Source organism: Actinoplanes sp. NPDC051861, assembly GCF_040681145.1.
Taxonomy (GTDB): Bacteria; Actinomycetota; Actinomycetes; order Mycobacteriales; family Micromonosporaceae; genus Actinoplanes.
The window spans coordinates 104,470-122,285 of sequence record NZ_JBFAYE010000001.1 but is presented as its reverse complement, the minus strand read 5'-3'; the positions used below and the strand labels follow the sequence as shown (position 1 = coordinate 122,285).

Annotated in this window: 14 protein-coding genes and 1 pseudogene; 5 read left to right on the top strand and 10 right to left on the bottom strand. The window is 70.4% G+C overall.

All coding sequences use genetic code 11. From position 1 onward, the window contains the following. Positions 1 to 358: 358 nt before the first annotated feature. From AB0M02_RS00675 to AB0M02_RS00660, 4 genes are read right to left on the bottom strand one after another with little or no spacing between them, the layout of a single operon-like run. The gene (locus AB0M02_RS00675) at positions 359 to 1,222 is read right to left on the bottom strand and encodes a GNAT family N-acetyltransferase (RefSeq protein WP_364219284.1); all 864 of its coding nucleotides are present in this window, start codon (positions 1,220 to 1,222) and stop codon (positions 359 to 361) included. A gap of 38 nt (positions 1,223 to 1,260) precedes the next feature. Next, the gene (locus tag AB0M02_RS00670) at positions 1,261 to 2,133 is read right to left on the bottom strand and encodes an ABC transporter permease subunit (RefSeq protein WP_364219281.1); all 873 of its coding nucleotides are present in this window, start codon (positions 2,131 to 2,133) and stop codon (positions 1,261 to 1,263) included. Continuing rightward, positions 2,130 to 4,937: an alpha/beta fold hydrolase gene (locus tag AB0M02_RS00665; RefSeq protein WP_364219278.1), complete on the bottom strand. Its 2,808-nt coding sequence runs from the start codon at positions 4,935 to 4,937 to the stop codon at positions 2,130 to 2,132. The genes AB0M02_RS00670 and AB0M02_RS00665 overlap by 4 nt, the downstream gene beginning before the upstream one ends. Before the next feature lie 46 nt (positions 4,938 to 4,983). Beyond that, positions 4,984 to 5,598: a hypothetical protein gene (locus AB0M02_RS00660; RefSeq protein WP_364219275.1), complete on the bottom strand. Its 615-nt coding sequence runs from the start codon at positions 5,596 to 5,598 to the stop codon at positions 4,984 to 4,986. A gap of 107 nt (positions 5,599 to 5,705) precedes the next feature. Here AB0M02_RS00660 and AB0M02_RS00655 point away from each other — a divergent pair, with 107 nt between their 5' ends. Further along, positions 5,706 to 7,937 (top strand): AAA family ATPase, encoded by a 2,232-nt coding sequence (locus AB0M02_RS00655; protein WP_364219272.1) that lies wholly within the window; start codon positions 5,706 to 5,708, stop codon positions 7,935 to 7,937. Here AB0M02_RS00655 and AB0M02_RS00650 read toward each other — a convergent pair. From AB0M02_RS00650 to AB0M02_RS00640, 3 genes and pseudogenes are all read right to left on the bottom strand, one after another. Further along, positions 7,934 to 8,164, bottom strand: a pseudogene (locus AB0M02_RS00650) (DUF3263 domain-containing protein); the annotation flags it as partial. The gene AB0M02_RS00655 and the pseudogene AB0M02_RS00650 sit on opposite strands and share 4 nt — an antisense overlap. Positions 8,165 to 8,268: 104 nt before the next feature. Further along, a complete protein-coding gene (locus AB0M02_RS00645; protein WP_364219269.1) occupies positions 8,269 to 9,276 on the bottom strand; it encodes an ABC transporter permease in 1,008 nt (335 codons plus the stop codon). Beyond that, complete coding sequence (locus tag AB0M02_RS00640; protein ID WP_364219266.1) at positions 9,273 to 10,256, bottom strand: ATP-binding cassette domain-containing protein; 984 nt, start codon at positions 10,254 to 10,256, stop codon at positions 9,273 to 9,275. Before AB0M02_RS00640 ends, AB0M02_RS00645 begins: the two co-directional genes overlap by 4 nt. Before the next feature lie 164 nt (positions 10,257 to 10,420). On the opposite strand from AB0M02_RS00640, the gene AB0M02_RS00635 reads away from it, so the two are divergent. Continuing rightward, a complete protein-coding gene (locus tag AB0M02_RS00635) occupies positions 10,421 to 11,683 on the top strand; it encodes an RNA-guided endonuclease TnpB family protein (RefSeq protein ID WP_364222422.1) in 1,263 nt (420 codons plus the stop codon). 14 nt (positions 11,684 to 11,697) lie between these two features. Here the strand turns inward: AB0M02_RS00635 and AB0M02_RS00630 are convergent, their stop codons facing one another. Further along, complete coding sequence (locus AB0M02_RS00630) at positions 11,698 to 12,483, bottom strand: DeoR/GlpR family DNA-binding transcription regulator (protein ID WP_364219263.1); 786 nt, start codon at positions 12,481 to 12,483, stop codon at positions 11,698 to 11,700. 192 nt (positions 12,484 to 12,675) lie between these two features. Here AB0M02_RS00630 and AB0M02_RS00625 point away from each other — a divergent pair, with 192 nt between their 5' ends. Genes AB0M02_RS00625 through nagA form a run of 3 tightly spaced genes read left to right on the top strand, consistent with a single transcriptional unit; the run spans position 12,676 to position 15,616 of the window. Further along, positions 12,676 to 13,599 carry a sugar isomerase gene (locus AB0M02_RS00625; RefSeq protein WP_364219260.1) on the top strand — a complete coding sequence of 308 codons (924 nt, stop codon included), beginning with the start codon at positions 12,676 to 12,678 and terminating at the stop codon, positions 13,597 to 13,599. Beyond that, positions 13,596 to 14,525, top strand: coding sequence for an ROK family protein (locus AB0M02_RS00620; protein WP_364219257.1), 930 nt, complete (start codon positions 13,596 to 13,598; stop codon positions 14,523 to 14,525). Before AB0M02_RS00625 ends, AB0M02_RS00620 begins: the two co-directional genes overlap by 4 nt. Beyond that, complete coding sequence (gene nagA / locus AB0M02_RS00615; RefSeq protein ID WP_364219254.1) at positions 14,522 to 15,616, top strand: N-acetylglucosamine-6-phosphate deacetylase; 1,095 nt, start codon at positions 14,522 to 14,524, stop codon at positions 15,614 to 15,616. The genes AB0M02_RS00620 and nagA overlap by 4 nt, the downstream gene beginning before the upstream one ends. Positions 15,617 to 15,705: 89 nt before the next feature. Here nagA and AB0M02_RS00610 read toward each other — a convergent pair whose 3' ends face one another. After that, entirely contained in the window at positions 15,706 to 16,404 is a 699-nt protein-coding gene (locus AB0M02_RS00610; protein WP_364219251.1) for a phosphatase PAP2 family protein, read from the bottom strand. 10 nt (positions 16,405 to 16,414) lie between these two features. Then, positions 16,415 to 17,773: a serine protease gene (locus tag AB0M02_RS00605; RefSeq protein WP_364219248.1), complete on the bottom strand. Its 1,359-nt coding sequence runs from the start codon at positions 17,771 to 17,773 to the stop codon at positions 16,415 to 16,417. Positions 17,774 to 17,816 lie beyond the last annotated feature (43 nt).

Below are 17,816 nucleotides of genomic sequence, written 5' to 3'. Positions count from 1 at the left end.
TTGTTTCCAACACCTTACGACGGCGCTCGCCCGATGCCACCACGGTTTCCCGATGTGTGAGCGTGTTCATCAAGGATCAAATTCAAGAGCTTGCTGTCGTAGCGGGGTGGGGCGTACAGACCGCTGCTCCCGCCGAGGGCCGCGCGGCGGCGAGCTGGCCGCTGACGCGTCCAAAACACTCACCCCCACCCGGCAACCTGCGTAAGTGGTCACCCCCACCCCAACCCCAACCCGGTTCCGTGTCGACTTACGCCCCGCCACGCACCCCAACTCCACACACCAAGCCCACACAACATTGCGTGTGAAGTTCGGCCCCCCTGCGCACCCCAACTCCACACGCTGGGTGGGGGTTGGCGGGTTAGAGGGTGGCTCGGCAGGCCAGCTGGGTGGCGACCTGGCGGTAGCCGAGACGAGTGTTCACCGCGAGCATCGGGAGGTTGGACTCGTCGTTCGCGGTGTAGGCGGTGGTGGCTCCGGCCTCGGCGGCCCGGCGCAGGGCCACGGTCTTCACCAGGCGAGCCAGTCCACGGCCCCGCCAGGACGGGACGGTGGCCGTCATGTCGGACCACACGCGCGCGCCGTCCCGGGTCAACAGGGAGAACGAAACGATCTCGGAGCCGGAGGAGCCGGAGAGGGCGACGGTGCTCGCGTCCCGGTCGAGGTCCGGTTCCTCCCAAATGTCGTATCGCCACGTTTCGTAGGCCGCCGGCTGTGGGGGCGAGTCGCCGGGCTCGTCGGTGGCCGCCGCGACGTCAGCGGCATAGAGCGCGTGCTCGTCGACCTCACGCAGAGAAACAAGCCGCACGCCGGGCGATGACATCTCCGACTGGTTGAAACCGTGCAGGTCAAGCACCGCATATCGCAGATCTCGGGTGGGCTGGAAGCCGTGGCGGCGGGCGAAGCCGAGGGAGTCCGGTGTGACGGTGGCGGCGACCCCTTCCACGCCGATCGCGTGCAGGTGGCCGGTCACCACGCCCAGGAGGGCTGTGCCGATGCCCCGGCGGCGGTGGGAAGGGTGGACGTGCAGCAGGGAGATCTGGCCGAGGCCGTCGGCGGAGCGCGGGTTGCGGTAGGCCGCGGCCCAGCCGACCACGGCACCGTCGCGGCACGCCACGAAGCCGGCCCAGCCCACACCGGTCGACGGCAGTGAGCTGATCATGCGGCGGGTGGAGTGCTCACCGCGTACCAAATAGGGATAGACCGTCGCACGCAGGGTGACCACCGCTGGGGCGTCGGCGGGAAGCGCCGGCCGAATGTCCGTCAGGACGTGATGTCCTTCCTGGTGAATCGGTAGAAGGCGAGGCCCCAGAAAATCGTGGCGAACACGACCGCGGAGATGGCGCCCTTCGCCAGATCCTCGCCCTGCACCGGTGTGGAGAGCAAGCCCCGCCAGGCGTCGGCGTAGTGGGTCGGCAGGAAGTTGCGGATGGCGCCGAGCGCGGTGATCTGGTCCAGGATGCTGGACAGGATCCAGAGCATCACGGCGCCGCCGACGGCACCCAGCGCGGCGTCGGTGAGTACCGAGAGCAGGAACGCGAGGCCGGCCACCACGAGCAGCACGACGGCGAGGTATGCCACGATGCCGAGCAGCCGCAGGATGCCCTCGGCGGGCGGGATCTCGGCGGCGATGGTGCTGCCCAGCGGTCCCCAGCCGTAACGGACCGTGCCGATCAGCAGGCCCGTGCCGACCAGCGTGAAGAGGGCCACGAGCGAGTATCCGGCCGCGACGATCAGCTTCACGCCGAGCAGCCGGGCCCGGGGCACCGGCACCGCCAGCAGGTAACGCAGGCTGCCCCAACTCGCCTCGCTGGCCACCGTGTCGCCGAAGAACAGCGCGACGACCACGACCAGGAGGAATCCGGCGGAGACGGCGAGGCAGAAGAGCGCGAAGTTCAGACCGCCCGAGGTGGCCAGGTCGGCGATGCTGCTGAACGCGCCACCACCGTCGCCGTCCTCGTCGGCGTTCCCGTCGCCGCCGAACTCGAACGCCACCAGGATGATCAGCGGCAGCAGGACCATGAAGCCGAGTGCCAGCTGGGTACGCCGCCGGGACGCCTGGCGCCGCACCTCGGCCCAGAGCGGCAGGGTACGCGAGGCCTTGTAGCCGGCCGCTGCCTCCACGGTGGTGCTCATCGGTCCCCACTCCCTCGCGAGTTGTCGCCGACCAGGGCCAGGAACGCGTCCTCGAGACGCCGTCGCGGCACCAGCCGGTCCACCCCGATGCCCGCCTCGACCAGCGACGCGACCACCTCGGAGCGGGCGGTCCCGTTCATGTCGACGATCAGGCCGGAGGCGCCGTCCGGGGTCACCGAGCGCACGCCCAGGTCGGACAGCACCCGGGTGGCGGCCGGTACGTCGGAGACGTCCAGCTGCACCGACGGCGACTCCCCGACGATCTCCTCGACCGGGCCGGACGCGACGATCCGGCCCTTGTTGACCACCACGGCGTGTGTGCAGGTCTGCTCCACCTCGGCGAGCAGGTGGCTGGAGACCAGGACAGCACGGCCGTCGGTCGCGTACCGCTGCAGCACCCGGCGCATCTCGGCGATCTGCGGCGGGTCCAGGCCGTCCGTCGGCTCGTCGAGCACCAGCAGTTCGGGAAGGCCGAGCATGGCCTGCGCGATAGCGAGCCGCTGCCGCATGCCGTGGCTGTACTTGCGGGTCTTGCGGTGCACCGAGTCGCCCAGCCCGGCGATCTCCAGTGCCTCCTCGAAGCGAGCGTCCTCCCACGGCCGGCCGGTGGCCTGCCAATACGCACGCAGATTCTGCTCGCCGGTCAGGTGCGGCAGGAAGCCCGGTCCCTCGACCAGCGCGCCGACCCGGGACAGGATCGGTGCGCCGGGGACCAGCCGGTGCCCGAAGACGTAGATCTCACCGGCGGTCGGTGTGGTCAGGCCCATCAGCACCCGCAGCGTGGTGGTCTTGCCAGCGCCGTTGGGGCCGAGCAGGCCGACGACCTGACCGCGCTGCACGGTGAAGCCGATCTCCTGCACCGCCACGAACCCGTCCCCGTACGCCTTGCGCAGCCCGTTGACCACGAGGGGCGTGTCCGCGTATTCCTCGGTCACCGCGCGCTCCTGCCTCCGGTGCCGCCCGCGCAGCACCAGGATCAGAACCAGCAGGCCGAGCAGGATGGCGCCGACGACGCCGGCCAGCACGTACCACCAGATCACCGCCGGGTTCGCGATCGGCGTGCCGACCAGCGTCGGGAGCGTGAGCTGCGGCTCCACCGCGACGGTGTAGGTGGCCGGCTGCGCCGGGGTGAGGAAGGCCTGGTCGGAGGTGGCCACCGCGACCCGCAGTGTGTGTCCCGCGTCGAGACGCCGCACGATCGCGGGCAGGGTGACCGTCACGGCCGTCGCCTCGTCGATCGTCTTCGGCAGCCCGGTGAGCCGGACCGGCGCGACCAGGCCCGCGCTGAGCGTGGCGGCGCCGTTCTGGTCGACGTCGTAGAGCTTCACAAAGACCACGGCCTCACCGGTCGGCGAGGCGACCCTGAGCCGCAGCGTGGGCGAGCCGGCCACCTCGACCGCCTCGGTGAGCGGTGCCGAGCTGAACGAGGCGAACTGGCCCGGCACGTCCATCGCCACGCCACCGCTGAGCAGCGAGCTGAGCCGGCCACCGATGCCGGGCAGCGAGCTGAGCGCGCCCGGGTTGCCGTTGGGCGGGTTGGCGATCGGCTGCGCCGATCCCTCGAGCGAGACCTGGGTGCTTCCGGTTCCGGCGATTCCGGGGTACGCGTCCGCGCTGTACCCGTTCGTCACGAGCCCTCGGTCGAGGGCGCTGAACCCGGCCACCCGTGACCAGGTGAAGCTGTCGCTCGGCCGGCTGCCCTCGCCGGCCACGTAGTGATCGAGCCACTGCAGCGTGAGGAACTTGACCCGGTCGGAGTCGGAGTCCGGCCCGGCACCGCCGTCGTGGCCGCCGGTGAACCAGGCGACCCGCACCGGGGTGCCGGTCGCGGCGATGCCCCTGGCGTTCGCGTCGGCCTCGGAGAGCGGGAAGAGCGAGTCGACCGCACCCTGGACCAGCAGGGTGGGCGCCTTGATCTTGTCGAGGACGGCCGCCGGGCTGGACGTCCGGAGCAGGTCGAGGGTGCTCTGGTCGGGGATGCCGGTGGTGGCCATCTGCAGGTACGCGGCGCACACGTCGGCGGCGAACCGCCCGCACGCCGGGTCAAGAGCGGGCGCGCCCGCGCCGTTGCCGGGCTGATCCTGTCCTCCGCCGGCGAGCCCGGCCTGGCTGAGAGCGCCCTCGGTCGCCGCGGTGCCGTTGCCGAAGAACAGCCCGGCCCACGACTTCTTGAACACGCCGACCGCGTCGGTGGCGGCGGACTGCGGCAGGAACGCGGTGCTCAGGTCGTTCCACGTGATCGACGGGACGATCGCGTCGACGCGCTGGTCCTGTGCGGCGAGCAGCAGCGCGAGGGCACCGCCGTACGACCCGCCGACCACGCCGACCCGGGGGTCACCGGCGGCGTCGGTGCGCACCTCGGGACGGGTGGCGAGCCAGTCGATCAGGCCGCGGGCGTCGCGTACCTCGTAGTCGGGGTGGTCCAGGTGGATCTGCCCGCCGCTGCGGCCGAAACCACGTGCGGTGTACGTCAGCACCGCGTAGCCGCGCTCGGCCAGCGACTCGGCGTCCGAGCTCAACGCGTTCTTCGAACCGCCAAAACCGTGCGCGAGCAGCACCGCGGGCACCTTGCCAGACCGTTCCCGGGGCAGGTAGAACCGGGTGTCCAGCTCGACCGGCTCTGTGCCGGACGGACCCGACCGGACGGTGAGCCGCAGATCTTCGGTGGTCCAGGCGACTTGCTCCGGGCGGACGGCCCAGACGACCGCGGCGGCGACCACGAGGATCGCCACCGCGGCCGCGACGGCCCGGCGCCGGGTGAGCCGGGGCAGCATGCGACGCAACCCGGCGGACAGGGCAGACATGGCGCACACGCTAGCCCGATCCGGCTGAGCGGCGGCTGTGAACCTCTCAGCAGCCGCTGCCGGCGGTGAAGTTCTTGGTCACGCTCGCGCTGACACCGCCGGCCACCGCGCTCACGGTCCCGCCGGTCGCCACGAACAGCAGCGAGTTGGTCTCCTCGACGACCTCCCAGCCCTGCAGGCCGCCACTGCCGGACACCGCCCTGCCCTCCGGGAACTCGGCCTGCACGTCGGTGAGGGCGGTGCCGATCCGCGAGTCGTCCTTGGTCGCCCTCACCATGACGACCTTGCCCTGGGACAGGTACACCTCGGGGCTGCCGAACAGGCCGGTGCCGGTAGCGGTGACGCAGCCGCCGCTGTCCACCGGGTTGCCGAGCAGGCCGGACTCGGTCAGGTCGGCCTGCGTCTCGCCCACCTCGTACGGGCCGCCGCCGGTCGCAACGATCCGGAACGCCTCGCCCGCCTCCCGGGTCCCCTCCGCGAGACCCGGCTTGGAGCCGTTGGCCGGCGCGCCGGTCGGCACGTCCAGCGAGACCGTCGGCTGGGCGTTCGCCGCGCCGGACGCCCCGGGTGCGGCCGCCTTCTCCTCGCCGTCGTCGCTGCACCCGGTGAGGGCGGCGAGGGCGAGCACGGCGGACATCACGACGAGAGGACTGCGCCTCATCAACGGCCTCCAGAAGGCATGGCAGCGCCACGGGGACTCATCCGTCGGCCCCGTGGCGGATAGCGTGGACTATGAGAGCCCCCAACGATCAATCGGAGGCATCCGCGGTGGCTGATGATCTCACGCTGACGGCGACCCTGCGGCCCGCGGCCCTGGACGCGCGACGTGGCATAGTCCGGCTCCACCCCGAGGTGATGGCCGCCCTCGCGCTGCGCCCCGGCGACCCGGTGAAGCTCGCCGGCACCCGGACCACGGCCGGCATAGTGGCGCGGGCCGAGGCGACCGCGGGCCGGGCCCTGCTCTACGCGGACGACCTCACGCTCGGCAACCTCGGCCTGCGCGACGGCGGCCAGGTCACGGTCACCCCGGCACCGGTCGTGGAGGCCCGCCGGGTGACCCTGGCCGGACCGCCCGAGATCGTCGCCGTGGTCTCGCCGGAGATGCTGCGCCTGGCCCTGCTCGGCAAGGTGGTCAGCAACGGGGACGACGTGTCGCTGCTGCCGCAGGACGTCATTCCGGACGCTTCGCACCGATCGCTCGTCGAGGCGGCGCGGCGCAGCCTGGCGAACCGGGTCGGCTACGGCTGGACTAGCACGCTGCTGACCGTGACCGATCTCGCCGGCGGGGACGCCGCCCTGGTCACCATGGACACCGTCGTCGGCTGGCAGGACGGCCCGGTGGCGGCCGGCGGGACGGCGACCACCCGCCCGGCCCGGTCCGGCTCGCCCGCGTCCACCGATCCCGAGGTGCCCCCGCCCAGCCTGGACGACCTGCCCGGCCTGCGCGCACAGGCCAAGGAGCTGGAGGAACTGCTCGACCTCGGCTTCCACCACGGCGAGGTGCTGGCCCGGCTCGGCACCAAGGTGACGCTCGGCGTGCTGATCACCGGTCCGTCCGGGTCCGGCAAGTCGGCGCTGGTCCGCGCGGTGAGTGCGGCGGTGGGCGCGGCGGTGCGGCCGGTCTGGGGACCTGAGCTGGCCGCGCTGACCAACAACGCCGCGGCGGCGCGGCTGCGAGAGCTGACCACAGAGGTACGGGAGAAGCACCCCGCCGTCCTGCTGATCTCGGACGTGGAGGCGCTCGCACCCCGCGAGGAGCCGGGACCCATCTCCACGGTGTTCCGGCAGCTGCTGGCCGAGACCGTGGCGGCCGGCGCTGCCGTGGTCTGCACGACGAGCCGTCCCGAGGCGGTCGACCCGTCGCTGCGCGCACCCGACCTGCTCGCCGTCCAGCTGACCGTGCCGCTGCCGGACACCGCGATGCGCCGGGAGCAGCTGACCGTGCTCACCCGGGGGATGCCGCTCGGTGAGGACGTTCGGCTTGATGACGTCGCCGCGCGTACCCCCGGATTTGTCGCCGCCGACCTGGGTGCCCTCGCCCGCGAAGCCGGAGTCCGCGCGGCCTTGCGTGTCGTCGCCGAAGGCCGTGAGGCCGACGCGGCGGAATCTGCCGCGATCGTCACGATGAGCGACTTCGAGGGCGCGCTGGACGTGGTCCGGCCCACCTCGATGGCCGAATCCACACTGGAGGTCGCCGCGGTGACCCTGGACGACGTCGGCGACATGGTCGAGGTGAAGCAGGTGCTCACCGAGTCGGTGCTGTGGCCGCTGACCTATCCGGACACGTTCGCCCGGCTCGGCGTCTCGCCGCCGCGGGGCGTGCTGCTCTACGGCCCGCCCGGATGCGGCAAGACCTACCTGGTCAAGGCGATCGCCGGGACCGGCAAGGCCAACGTGCTCTCGGTGAAGGGCGCCGAACTGCTCAGCAAGTGGGTCGGTGACAGCGAGCGGGCGGTGCGCGAGCTGTTCCGCCGGGCCCGGGAGGCCGCGCCGACGCTGGTCTTCCTGGACGAGGTGGACGCGCTGGCGCCGACCCGCGGCCAGGCCACCGACGGCGGCACCACGGACCGGGTGGTGGCGGCGCTGCTCACCGAGCTCGACGGGGTGGAGGACCTGCGCAACGTCGTGGTGATCGGCGCCACCAACCGGCCCGACCTGATCGATCCGGCGCTGCTGCGGCCCGGGCGGCTGGAAAGGCTCGTCTACGTCCCGCCACCGGACGCCGACGCGCGGGCCGCGATCCTGCGGGCGTCGTCCCGGGCGGTCCCGCTGGACGACACGGTCGACCTGGTCAAGCTCGGCGCGGAGCTGGAGGGGTTCTCGGCGGCCGACTGCTCGGCGCTGATCCGGGAGTCGGCGCTGGCGGCGATGCGGGACTCCCTCGAGGCCACGACGGTCACCGCGGCGAACGTGGCGACGGCCCGGGAGCGGGTGCGAGCCTCCCTCGACCCGACACAGGTGGCGTGGCTGGAGGCATACGCCTCCACGCACCAGCCCTAACGCCGTCGCGTCCGGGCCCGGGTGGAACGGAGGCGGCGCAGGCGGCCGACCAGGACCGGGTCCTGCTCCAGCGCGGCCGGGTTGTCCAACAGGGCGTTGAGCAACTGGTAATAGCGTGTCGAGGACAGGCCGAAGGTGTCCCGGATGGCCTGCTCCTTGGCGCCGGCGTGCTTCCACCACTTCGCCTCGAACGCCAGGATCTGCTGCTCCCGCTCGGAGAGCGGTGCAGGGATGTGCTGCTCCCCGGTCATGACACGCTCCCGATCGATCAGTACAGATGTACGAGGGATCACCAGCATATGCGTCGCCGGCGATCCCCGCGCACGTTACCTCATGTGATGTCGCGCCTACGCATCGTCCACATCGAAGTACCCACCACGAGCAGCGCGAAGATCGCCATGCCGATACCCGCAACCTGCCAGGTCAGCGTGAACGTCGCGTATTCACATCCGGACGAGGTGCTGAAATCACAGGAGTTGTAGTCCTGGACGACGAACTCCTTGTACAGCCACGCGAAACCCCACAGCGGCGCCAGATAGGCCTCCGGGTACTTGAGGCCGGCCAGTTGGGCCATCACGTACACGCCGATCTGCAGCGCGCCCAGACCGATCAGCGCGCCCAGCGCCATGCCGGTGTGCCGGCCCAGCGAGGCCATCGCGAAACCGAGCGCACCGGCCGCCACCACCATGCCGAGACCGCGCAGGCCCATCAGGCCGATCGACTGCCAGGCGCCGGACGTCAGCTTCTCGGTGCTGCCACGGGTCTCGGCGATCACCCGGAACACCCCGGCCCACACCGCGGTGAGCACCACCGTCCAGCTGATCAGCCAGCCCAGGAACACGAACATCTTGGTGCCCAGCACCCGGAGCCGCTGCGGCCGCCAGAGCAGCAGGTTCATCATGCCGCCGCTGTTCCACTCGGCACCCACGAAGGACGCTCCGATCAGGAACGCCGCCGCGGCCAGCACCACCGCCAGCACCGAGATCATGTCCGGGAACTCCTCGACGAACTCGAAGCTCGCCGGCATGTACCAGACGTAGTTGAAGTCCTCGGGCTGCGGCGTGTACAGGCCCTCGCAGCCCGGCGGCCAGTTCGCCGCATCCGCCGTCCCCTGCGCCGCCTGGCACTTCTGCTGGTCCTGCTGCGCGCTCTGCAGACTCGTCTGATAGTCCCGGTCGGCCTGCGCCTTGGCGTCCGCCACCTGCGCGGGCGTCACCTTCTCGTTGGAGAACCAGGTACCCGCCACGGTCGCGCCCAGGACCAGCAGCACCCCGAGCAGTACCAGTTTCGTGAAACGGCGCTTGTAGAGGCGCCGGGTCTCGGCACGTGCCAGGCTCACTGTCCCCACCCGCCATTACCGGCCGTCGCCACCTGATCCACCTGCCGGTTCTGCCCCTCGACCGGCGCCGTGCCGGTCAGCTCCAGGAAGACGTCCTCCAGATCGGCGGCGATCGGGGTCAGCTCGGTCACGTAGATCTGCCGCTCGGCCAGCAGCTTGGTGATCTGCGCCGGGTTGGTGGCGTTACCCACCACGAAGTGATCGGTCTCCAGCGTGACGTGCGCCCCGGCCGTCCGCAGCACCTGCGCCGCCCCGAGCATGTCGACACCGGCCTCCAGGCGCACCTTGACCGCGCCCGACTTGTGCCGCGCCAGCACCTCGCTCACCGAACCGGAGGTGACCCGCCGCCCGGCCGAGATGATCGTCACCGAGTCACAGATCATCTGGATCTCGCCGAGGATGTGGCTGGACAGCAACACGGTCATGCCCGCCGCCGAGAGGTCCCGCATCAGCGTGCGCATCTCCCGGATACCGCCCGGGTCCAGCCCGTTCGCCGGCTCGTCCAGAATCAGCAGCTTCGGCTCCTTGAGCAGCGCCGAGGCGACCGCCAGGCGCTGCTTCATGCCGAGCGAGTACGTCTTCACGCGCTCCTTGGCCCGGTCCCGCAATCCCACCAGGTCCAGCACCATGACGACCCGGTTGCGGTTCACACCCCCGGCGTCGGCGAGCAGCGACAGCGTCGCCTCAGCCGAGAAGTTGCCGAAGAACTGCGGGCTCTCCACGATCGCGCCGACCTCGCGGGCCACCTCCGGCAGATGCTTCGGCACCTCTTTGCCGAGCACGGCCATCCGACCCTCGTTCGGCTTGATCAGGCCGAGCAGCGTGCGCAACGTCGTGGTCTTGCCGGAGCCGTTGGGCCCGAGGAACCCGTGCACCTGCCCGGCCTCCACAACCATGTCGAAGCCGTCCAGCGCGTTCCGGACACCCTTACGACTGCGATAGGTCTTCCGCAGCCCTGATATCTCGAGTACGGCGGTCATCGGTTCCCTTCCGTGGATACTCCGGCTCCGGGGCCGGAGAGAAGACGGAACGCCTGCGGAGTGGTTCGAGAAGGACCGATCCGCCGCCAAGTCGGATCGATGTCCCCACACGTGTCACCGCAAGTTTCAATGGTCGGCTCGGTAACTTGTGAGCCGTGGCCCGGATGGTGAAGCGGGCGTTCAAGTTCCGCTTCTACCCGACCGACGCGCAGGCCGCGGAGCTTGCGCGCACGTTCGGCTGTGTCCGTTTGGTGTACAACATGGCGTTGAGTGCCCGCACGGAAGCATGGACGATGCGGCAGGAAAGGGTGACCTACAACGCGACCAGCGCGATGCTGACCGCCTGGAAGAGGGCTGAACGGCTGACATTTCTCAACGACGTGTCCTCCGTCCCTCTTCAACAGGCTCTGCGCCACCTGCAGGCCGCGTTCACGAACTTCTTTGCCAAGCGTGCCCGCTATCCCACCTTCAAGAGCCGGAAGAGATCCCGCCGGGCCGCGGAGTACACCGCCAGTGCTTTCCGATGGCGGAACGGGACCCTGACCCTGGCGAAGATGACCGAGCCGCTGAGGATCGTCTGGTCGCGGCCCTTGCCCGACGGTGCCTCGCCGACAACGGTGACCGTCTCGCAGGATGGCGCCGGCCGATGGTTCGTGTCGCTGCTGTGCGACGACACGCCTGACCCGGCCCCGCCCACCCGCGTGGCCGTCGGGGTGGATGTCGGAATCGGCTCGCTGTTGACCCTGTCCACAGGAACGAAAGTGGCGAATCTGCGGCACGAGCGCAGCGATCACACCCGTCTGGCTCGCGCGCAACGGGCCCTCGCCCGAAAGGACAGGGGCTCCAAGAATCGGGCCAAGGCAGGACTCAGGGTTGCCCGGGTCCACGCCAGGATCGCTGATCGTCGCAAGGATCATCTGCACAAGCTGACCACTCGACTCGTTCGTGAAAACCAAACGATCGTGATCGAGGATCTGCCCGTGCGCAACATGGTCAGAAATCGTTCGCTGGCCAGAGCTATCGCGGATGCGGCTTGGCGACAGTTCCGCACCTTGCTGGAGTACAAGGCCGACTGGTACGGCCGTGAGGTGATCGCCGTCGACCGCTGGTATCCGTCCAGCAAAATCTGTTCGTGCTGCGGCACTGCCGCCGACAAGATGCCGCTTCACATACGGACCTGGACGTGCCGTTGCGGCGCTGTCCACGACCGCGATGTCAACGCGGCACGCAACATTCTGGCCGCCGGGCTGGCGGTGACAGCCTGTGGAGACGGTGTAAGACCTCAACGGGAATCCTCCCGAACGGGGCAGTCGTCAGCGAAACAGGAACTCCCGAGGGCGACCAAGGGAAGTCCCCGTCCTTTCCGCGGGGAAGGAAGCCAATTGCCGCACCCTAGGTCACGAACGCTGTCCGAGGCGATCCCATGATCCTCCCAGCCAGGTCAGGCGGTGATGACCTCGACGCCTGCCTCGCGGAAGGCCGCTACCACCGAAGCCGGCGCCCCCGAATCCGTCACCAGCGTCTCCACCTTCGTGATGGGGCAGATGCGGGCGAACGCGTGCCCGCCCAGCTTCGACGAGTCCGCGATCACCACCACCCGCTTGGCCCGCGCCACCATCAGGCTGTTCATCGAGGCCTCGCCCTCGTGGTGGGACGCCGCGCCCAATTCCACGTCCAGGGCGTCGACGCCGAGGAGCACGATGTCGAGCGTGACCTCTTTGAGGAGGGCGCCGCCGAGGGGGCCGACCACCTCGAAGGACTGGGGCCGGACCACCCCGCCCGCCACGACGATTTTCATGCGGGAGCGTACGAGCAGCTCGTTCGCGATGTTCAGGGCGTTGGTGACGACCGTGAGCTGGGCTCCGTCGCCGCTGACGTTCAGGTCGGGGCGGACGGCCAGGGCTCGGGCCACCTCGGTGATCGTGGTGCCGCCGTTGAGGCCGACGACCGTGCCGGGGGTGACCAGCCGGGCGGCGGCCTCGCCGATGCGCTGCTTCTCGGCCGAGTGCTTGGCGCTCTTGTATCGCAGCGGCAGGTCGTACGACACTCCGTTGGCGACCGCACCACCCCGGGTGCGCGTGATCATCTGCTGCTGGGCGAGCTGGTCGAAGTCGCGGCGAATGGTGGCCTGGGAGACGTCGAGTCGTTCCGAGGCCTCCTCGACCGTTACCCGGCCGCTCTCCGTGAGTAGCTCGAGCAGGGCATTCCACCGCGCGTACCGGTCCACCCGACACTCCCAGATGCACGTTTCATGATAAGTGTGTGCACATTAGTGCGCGAAAGGCCCGGAAGCAAAGCCACCTGATGCGCGAACGACCTTGGGAGCTTGCCCCGGCGGCAGCGTCGTGAGCACAATAACGCTCGAAAGGCCCGGGAACCGAGCGCGAATGCGCAGCTAAACCGACCGGTGAGGGAAGCCATGAGCCATGTGAAGGCGGAGATCGCCACCCAGCCCGAGTGCTGGCGGCAGGCCGCGAAACTAGCCGGGTCACCGGGCCTTCCCGAGCGCGGCGAGCGGGTCGCCGTCGTCGGCTGCGGCACCTCCTGGTTCATGGCCAAGTCGTACGCGACCCTGCGCGAACAGGCCGGCCACGGCGAGACCGACGCGTTCCAGGCCTCCGACTTCCCGTACGGCCGTCGCTACGACCGTCTCGTGGCGATCACCCGTTCGGGCACCACGACCGAGATCCTGGACGTGATGCAGACCGTCGGCGAGACCACGCCGGTGACCGTGCTGACCGCCGACCCCACCAAGCCCGCCGTCGACCTGGCCGGTGACGCCGTGGTGCTGGACTTCGCCGACGAGGAGTCGGTGGTGCAGACCCGGTTCGCCACCAGCGTCCTGGCCGTGCTCCGCGCCCACCTGGGTCACGACATCGAGACCGTGGCCATGGACGGCGAGGTGGCCGTGCGCCTTCCCCTGCCGGTGCACCCCGCCCTGGTCGACCAGATCACGTTCCTGGGCCGGGGCTGGACCGTCGGCCTGGCCGAGGAGGCCGCGCTCAAATGCCGCGAGACGGCCGGTTTCTGGACCGAGTCGTACCCGGCCATGGACTACCGGCACGGCCCCATCTCGATCGCCGGCCCGCGCCGCGTCGTGTGGGCGTTCGGTGACGTGCCGGCCGGGCTCGCCGACGAGGTGGAGGCGACCGGCGCGGCGTACCTGCACAGCCGGCACCACGGCGGTTACGCCTCGCTGGGCCGCTGGGTGGGTGGGCGCGCCCCGCTCGACCCGATGGCCGACCTGGTCCTGGCGCAGCGTGTCGCGGTCCTGCTCGCCACCACCCAGGGCCTCGACCCCGACAATCCACGCAATCTGACCAGATCTGTCGTCCTTCCATGAAGCAGGCTGTCGTCGTCGCCCTGGATGTGGGCGGCACCGGGATGAAGTGCGCACTGGTACGCCCCGACGGCACCGTCCACCACGAGGAACGCCACCCCACCCTGGCCGCCCGCGGCCCCGAGGCGGTCACCGAGAACATCCTGGCCGTGGCCGAAGGGCTGGCCGCCAGGGCACGCACCGACGGCCTCACCCCGGTCGCCGCGGGCATCGCCGTGCCGGGCGTCGTCGACGAGGTGAACGGCGTGGCGGTCTGGTCGGCGAACGTGGGCTTTCGTGACGTACCCCTGAGAGACCTCGCCGTGCGGCGGCTGGGGATCCCCGCCGCGCTCGGCCACGACGTCCGGGTGGGTGCTCTGGCCGAGGCCCGCCTCGGCGCCGGACGCGGGCGACGGCACGTCCTGTTCGTCGCGATCGGCACCGGCATCGCGGGCGGCCTGGTCGTCGACGGCACCGGCTATCCCGGCGCACACGGCGCGGCCGGCGAGATCGGCCACATCGTGATCCGCCCGGAGGGCCGCCCGTGCGGCTGCGGCCTGCACGGCTGCCTGGAAGCCGAGGCCTCCGCCAAGGCGATCGGCCAACGATATGCCGAAATTTCGGGAAAATCGGACGCCACCGCGTTCGACGTCGCAACCAGCGCCCGACAGGGCGAGCCGCTGGCCAAACGCGTCTGGCAGGACGCGGTAGAGGCACTCGCCCAGGGCCTCCTCACCGCCCAGGCGCTCTACGACGTAGGAGTCGTAGTCCTAGGAGGCGGACTCGCGGAGGCCGGCGACGACCTCGTCATCCCCGTGCGCGAAGCGGTCACCCAAGGCGTCACCTTCCACCGCACCCCCGAAATCGTCCGGGCCGAACTCGGCGACACCGCCGGCTGCCTGGGTTCCGCCCTGCTCGCACTAGACCACCTAGGAAACAGCGAACAATGACCCGGATCTCCGGCCGGATCGTCACCCCCACCGCCGTCATCCCCGGGCACCTCGACCTCGACGGCCCCGACATCGCCGCGATCGTGCCGGACCCCGCCGCCGGCGACGACGTGATCGTCCCCGGTTTCGTCGACCTGCACTGCCACGGCGGCGGCGGGCACACCTTCACCACCGGCGACGCGGAGGCGGCCCGTGGCGCGGCGGCCTTCCACCTCGGCCACGGCACCACCACGCTGCTCGCCAGCCTGGTCAGCTCACCGTTCGAGCTGATGCGCGCGGCCACCGAGGCGTACCGGCCGCTGGTCACCGACGGTGTGATCGCCGGAATCCACTTCGAGGGGCCGTACCTGTCCGGTGCCCGCTGCGGCGCGCAGAACCCGGCCTACCTGCGCGACCCGGTCCCCGCCGAACTCACCGAGCTCGTCAAGATCGGCGAGGGAGCGGTCCGGATGATGACGATCGCCCCCGAGCTTCCCGGCGCGCTGGAGGCGATCACGTTCCTGCGTGACAACGGTGTGATCGCCGCGATCGGGCACACCGATGCCTCGTACGATCAAACCCTCGCCGGTGTCGCAGCGGGCGCGACCGTAGCCACCCACCTCTTCAACGGCATGCGGCCGCCGCATCATCGCGAGCCCGGCCCGGTCGTCGGCGTGCTGCACGCCAAAGCAGTGGTCGAGCTCATCGCCGACAACATCCACCTGCACCCCGGCATGCTGGCCTTCGCCGCACGCAGCGCGGGCCCGGACCGGTCCGTGCTGGTCACCGACGCGATGGACGCCGCCGGCACGCCGGACGGACGTTACGAACTGGGCGGCCAGGAGGTCGTCGTCGCCGACCGCGTCGCCCGTCTCGCACACGGAGGCTCGATCGCCGGCAGCACGCTGACCATGGACGTGGCGTTGCGCAACGCGGTCGAGGCGGGGCTGTCGCTGGTCGAGGCGGTCGCGATGGCGTCGACGACTCCCGCCCGCATCCTGGGCCTCTCCGGCACCGTCGGCTCGCTGCTCCCCGGCCTCCGCGCCGACGTGGTCACCCTCTCCGCCGATCTCACCCTCAAGCGCGTGATGCGCAAGGGCAAGAACATCTAGGGGTACGCGACTCGTGCTCTGCCCCTTCTAGACCCGCGGCCAGGCTGCCGCTCAAGGCCGCCCGGCGACCGCCGGGACACGGAGAATGGTCAGAACCCGGCCCGCTGCTCCCAGCCCCGCAATCGCGGCAGTGGCAGCGTGTCCCAGGGAACCCGCTCCAGCAGGCGGGCCAGCACCAACCCCAGCAGCACGCCCGCCACCGAGTCCGTGACCCAGTGGAAGCCCAGGTAGACCGTCGTCACGAAGACGATCACGACCGGAGCGACGCGGAGCGCGAACCACTCCCACCGGGTCAGCTGCCGCTTCAGGAGCGCGACGACCAGGATGGCGATCACCGCGTACCAGACCAGGACATTTCCCATATGTCCCGACGGGTAGCTCATCGCGTACTTCCCGGACGCATGCGGGTTGAACAGGATCGTCTTCTCCGGCCCCGTGAACGCCGGCGCCGCCCGGTCGAAGAAGATCTTCGCCGGCCCGATCGTGAGATACGTCAGCACGAACGCCGCCGCGAACGGCAGCACCGCCCGCACCGACCGCGTCCGGTACAGCAGCACCCCGGTGAGGATCAGCGCGACCGGCGTCAGCACCTGACCGCCCTGGCCCAGGTAGTTGAGAACCCGGGCGCCCCAGTACACCGGCTCCGGCTGGTTGGCGAACGCCCAGTCGGCCACCCGCTGATCGAGGTCGAGCAGATGACCGCGGGCCAGAATCACCGAAATAACCACGAACCCGGCCAGAGCCAAGACGTCGGGCCACCAGCTTCGAGGGCGTGGAGAGTAGATCACAGCCTCAACGCTAGAGGTGTGCGCGCAACTTGGCCGCGAGCAGGTCCCCCCGGACCCCGGAGTTGGGGCAGCCGCCGAAGTGGTGGAGTGCCACGACTTTGTTGGTGGCGCGGGACAGCACCGGCGATCCCGAGGAGCCGCCCGCGGTGTCGCAGTAGTACGAAACGTCGGAATGTTCCGCGTACCCCGTGTAGTCCGGGTTGTCGACCGCGCAGTTGCCCGCCTTGTCGCCCTGCCCACCGGCGATCCGGGTGGGCTCACCGGCCGGGTGCTGCGGCACGTACAGCGCCTGCCCCTTCGCCGGCCGCGCGGTGTCGATCGTGAGGTACCCGAACTTCTGGATCGAGGCGAAACTGTCCACGGAGAAGAGCGTGTAGTCGTACACCCGGTCGGTGGCGATCACCTTGTCGCCCCAGACCTTGGTCGGCTTGAACACGTCGTACCCGCCGCACTTGGCGCACTGGTAGTTGAACCACACCTCGGTCTCGTACGCCTCCCCCGACGTGGTGAGGCAGTGGTTGTTGGTGATCATGCGGTTCTTGGGACCGGCCCGCCATCCGGTGCACAGCTCCGTCCCGTTGATCAGCAGACGGGCGATCGCCTTCGACTTGGTGTACGCCACCGGATCCTTCGACTGGTAGCAGACCGCGTCGCTGGACGTGTCGGTACCGCAGATCGACTCCTCGCGTCCCGGACCGGCCGGCAGCTCGGACCGCTTGAACCCGCGCGCCACCTGATCCACCTGCACACCCAGGTTGCCGAGCGCCGAACCGAGGCCGAGCGGGTTGACCGCCCGGTGCACCTCCACCTCCGCGGTGTCACCGGTGATCGACATGGCCCAGCGGCCGGCCGCGTCCGCCGCGTCGTACCGGTAGGACTCGGTGCCCTGCGGGTTCGACACGGTCACGTAGTCGCCGGGCAGCAGCGTCAGCCTGTCGAAGTGCACCTTGACGTACGAGGCACCGGGATAGCTGAACCGCTCTGTCCTCGGCCCGGCCAGGTAACCGAGCAGCCGGCTCACCGAGAGCAGCGCGCCGACCCGCTGACGGCCGCTGGTGGGCGCCGACTCGAGCCGGCGGTCACCCCGCCGCTGCAACGCGGTTGCGGATTCCGGCGCCGAGCGCGTGTTTTCCGGCACACCGCCCGATTTCCCGGACCCGGGTGCGGCCGGCTGTCCCGCCGGTGCCGGATCGGTGGTCGCGGCGCGGGCGTGCGCCTGTGCCGCCACCGGGGTGCGAACGACAGCCGGCGGTTCGTGCCAGACAACCGGTTCCCGGTCGCTGATCTGCGTCAACGCCACCGCGCCGGCCGTACCGACCAGCGCCAGGGCGGCGCATGCTCCGATGACGATGGCTGTCCTGCGTCGCATGCCACTCCCGATACGTTCGTCGGCCCGTTTCGCACCTGTGTAA

Excerpts from the sequence above, each read along its gene's own strand:
- AB0M02_RS00625 (WP_364219260.1), top strand. The coding sequence starts at position 12,676 with ATGAGCCATGTGAAGGCGGAGATCGCCACCCAGCCCGAGTGCTGGCGG.
- AB0M02_RS00665 (WP_364219278.1), bottom strand. The coding sequence starts at position 4,937 with ATGTCTGCCCTGTCCGCCGGGTTGCGTCGCATGCTGCCCCGGCTCACC.
- AB0M02_RS00620 (WP_364219257.1), top strand. The coding sequence starts at position 13,596 with ATGAAGCAGGCTGTCGTCGTCGCCCTGGATGTGGGCGGCACCGGGATG.
- AB0M02_RS00660 (WP_364219275.1), bottom strand. The coding sequence starts at position 5,598 with ATGAGGCGCAGTCCTCTCGTCGTGATGTCCGCCGTGCTCGCCCTCGCC.
- AB0M02_RS00605 (WP_364219248.1), bottom strand. The coding sequence starts at position 17,773 with ATGCGACGCAGGACAGCCATCGTCATCGGAGCATGCGCCGCCCTGGCG.
- AB0M02_RS00640 (WP_364219266.1), bottom strand. The coding sequence starts at position 10,256 with ATGACCGCCGTACTCGAGATATCAGGGCTGCGGAAGACCTATCGCAGT.
- nagA (WP_364219254.1), top strand. The coding sequence starts at position 14,522 with ATGACCCGGATCTCCGGCCGGATCGTCACCCCCACCGCCGTCATCCCC.
- AB0M02_RS00635 (WP_364222422.1), top strand. The coding sequence starts at position 10,421 with ATGGTGAAGCGGGCGTTCAAGTTCCGCTTCTACCCGACCGACGCGCAG.
- AB0M02_RS00670 (WP_364219281.1), bottom strand. The coding sequence starts at position 2,133 with ATGAGCACCACCGTGGAGGCAGCGGCCGGCTACAAGGCCTCGCGTACC.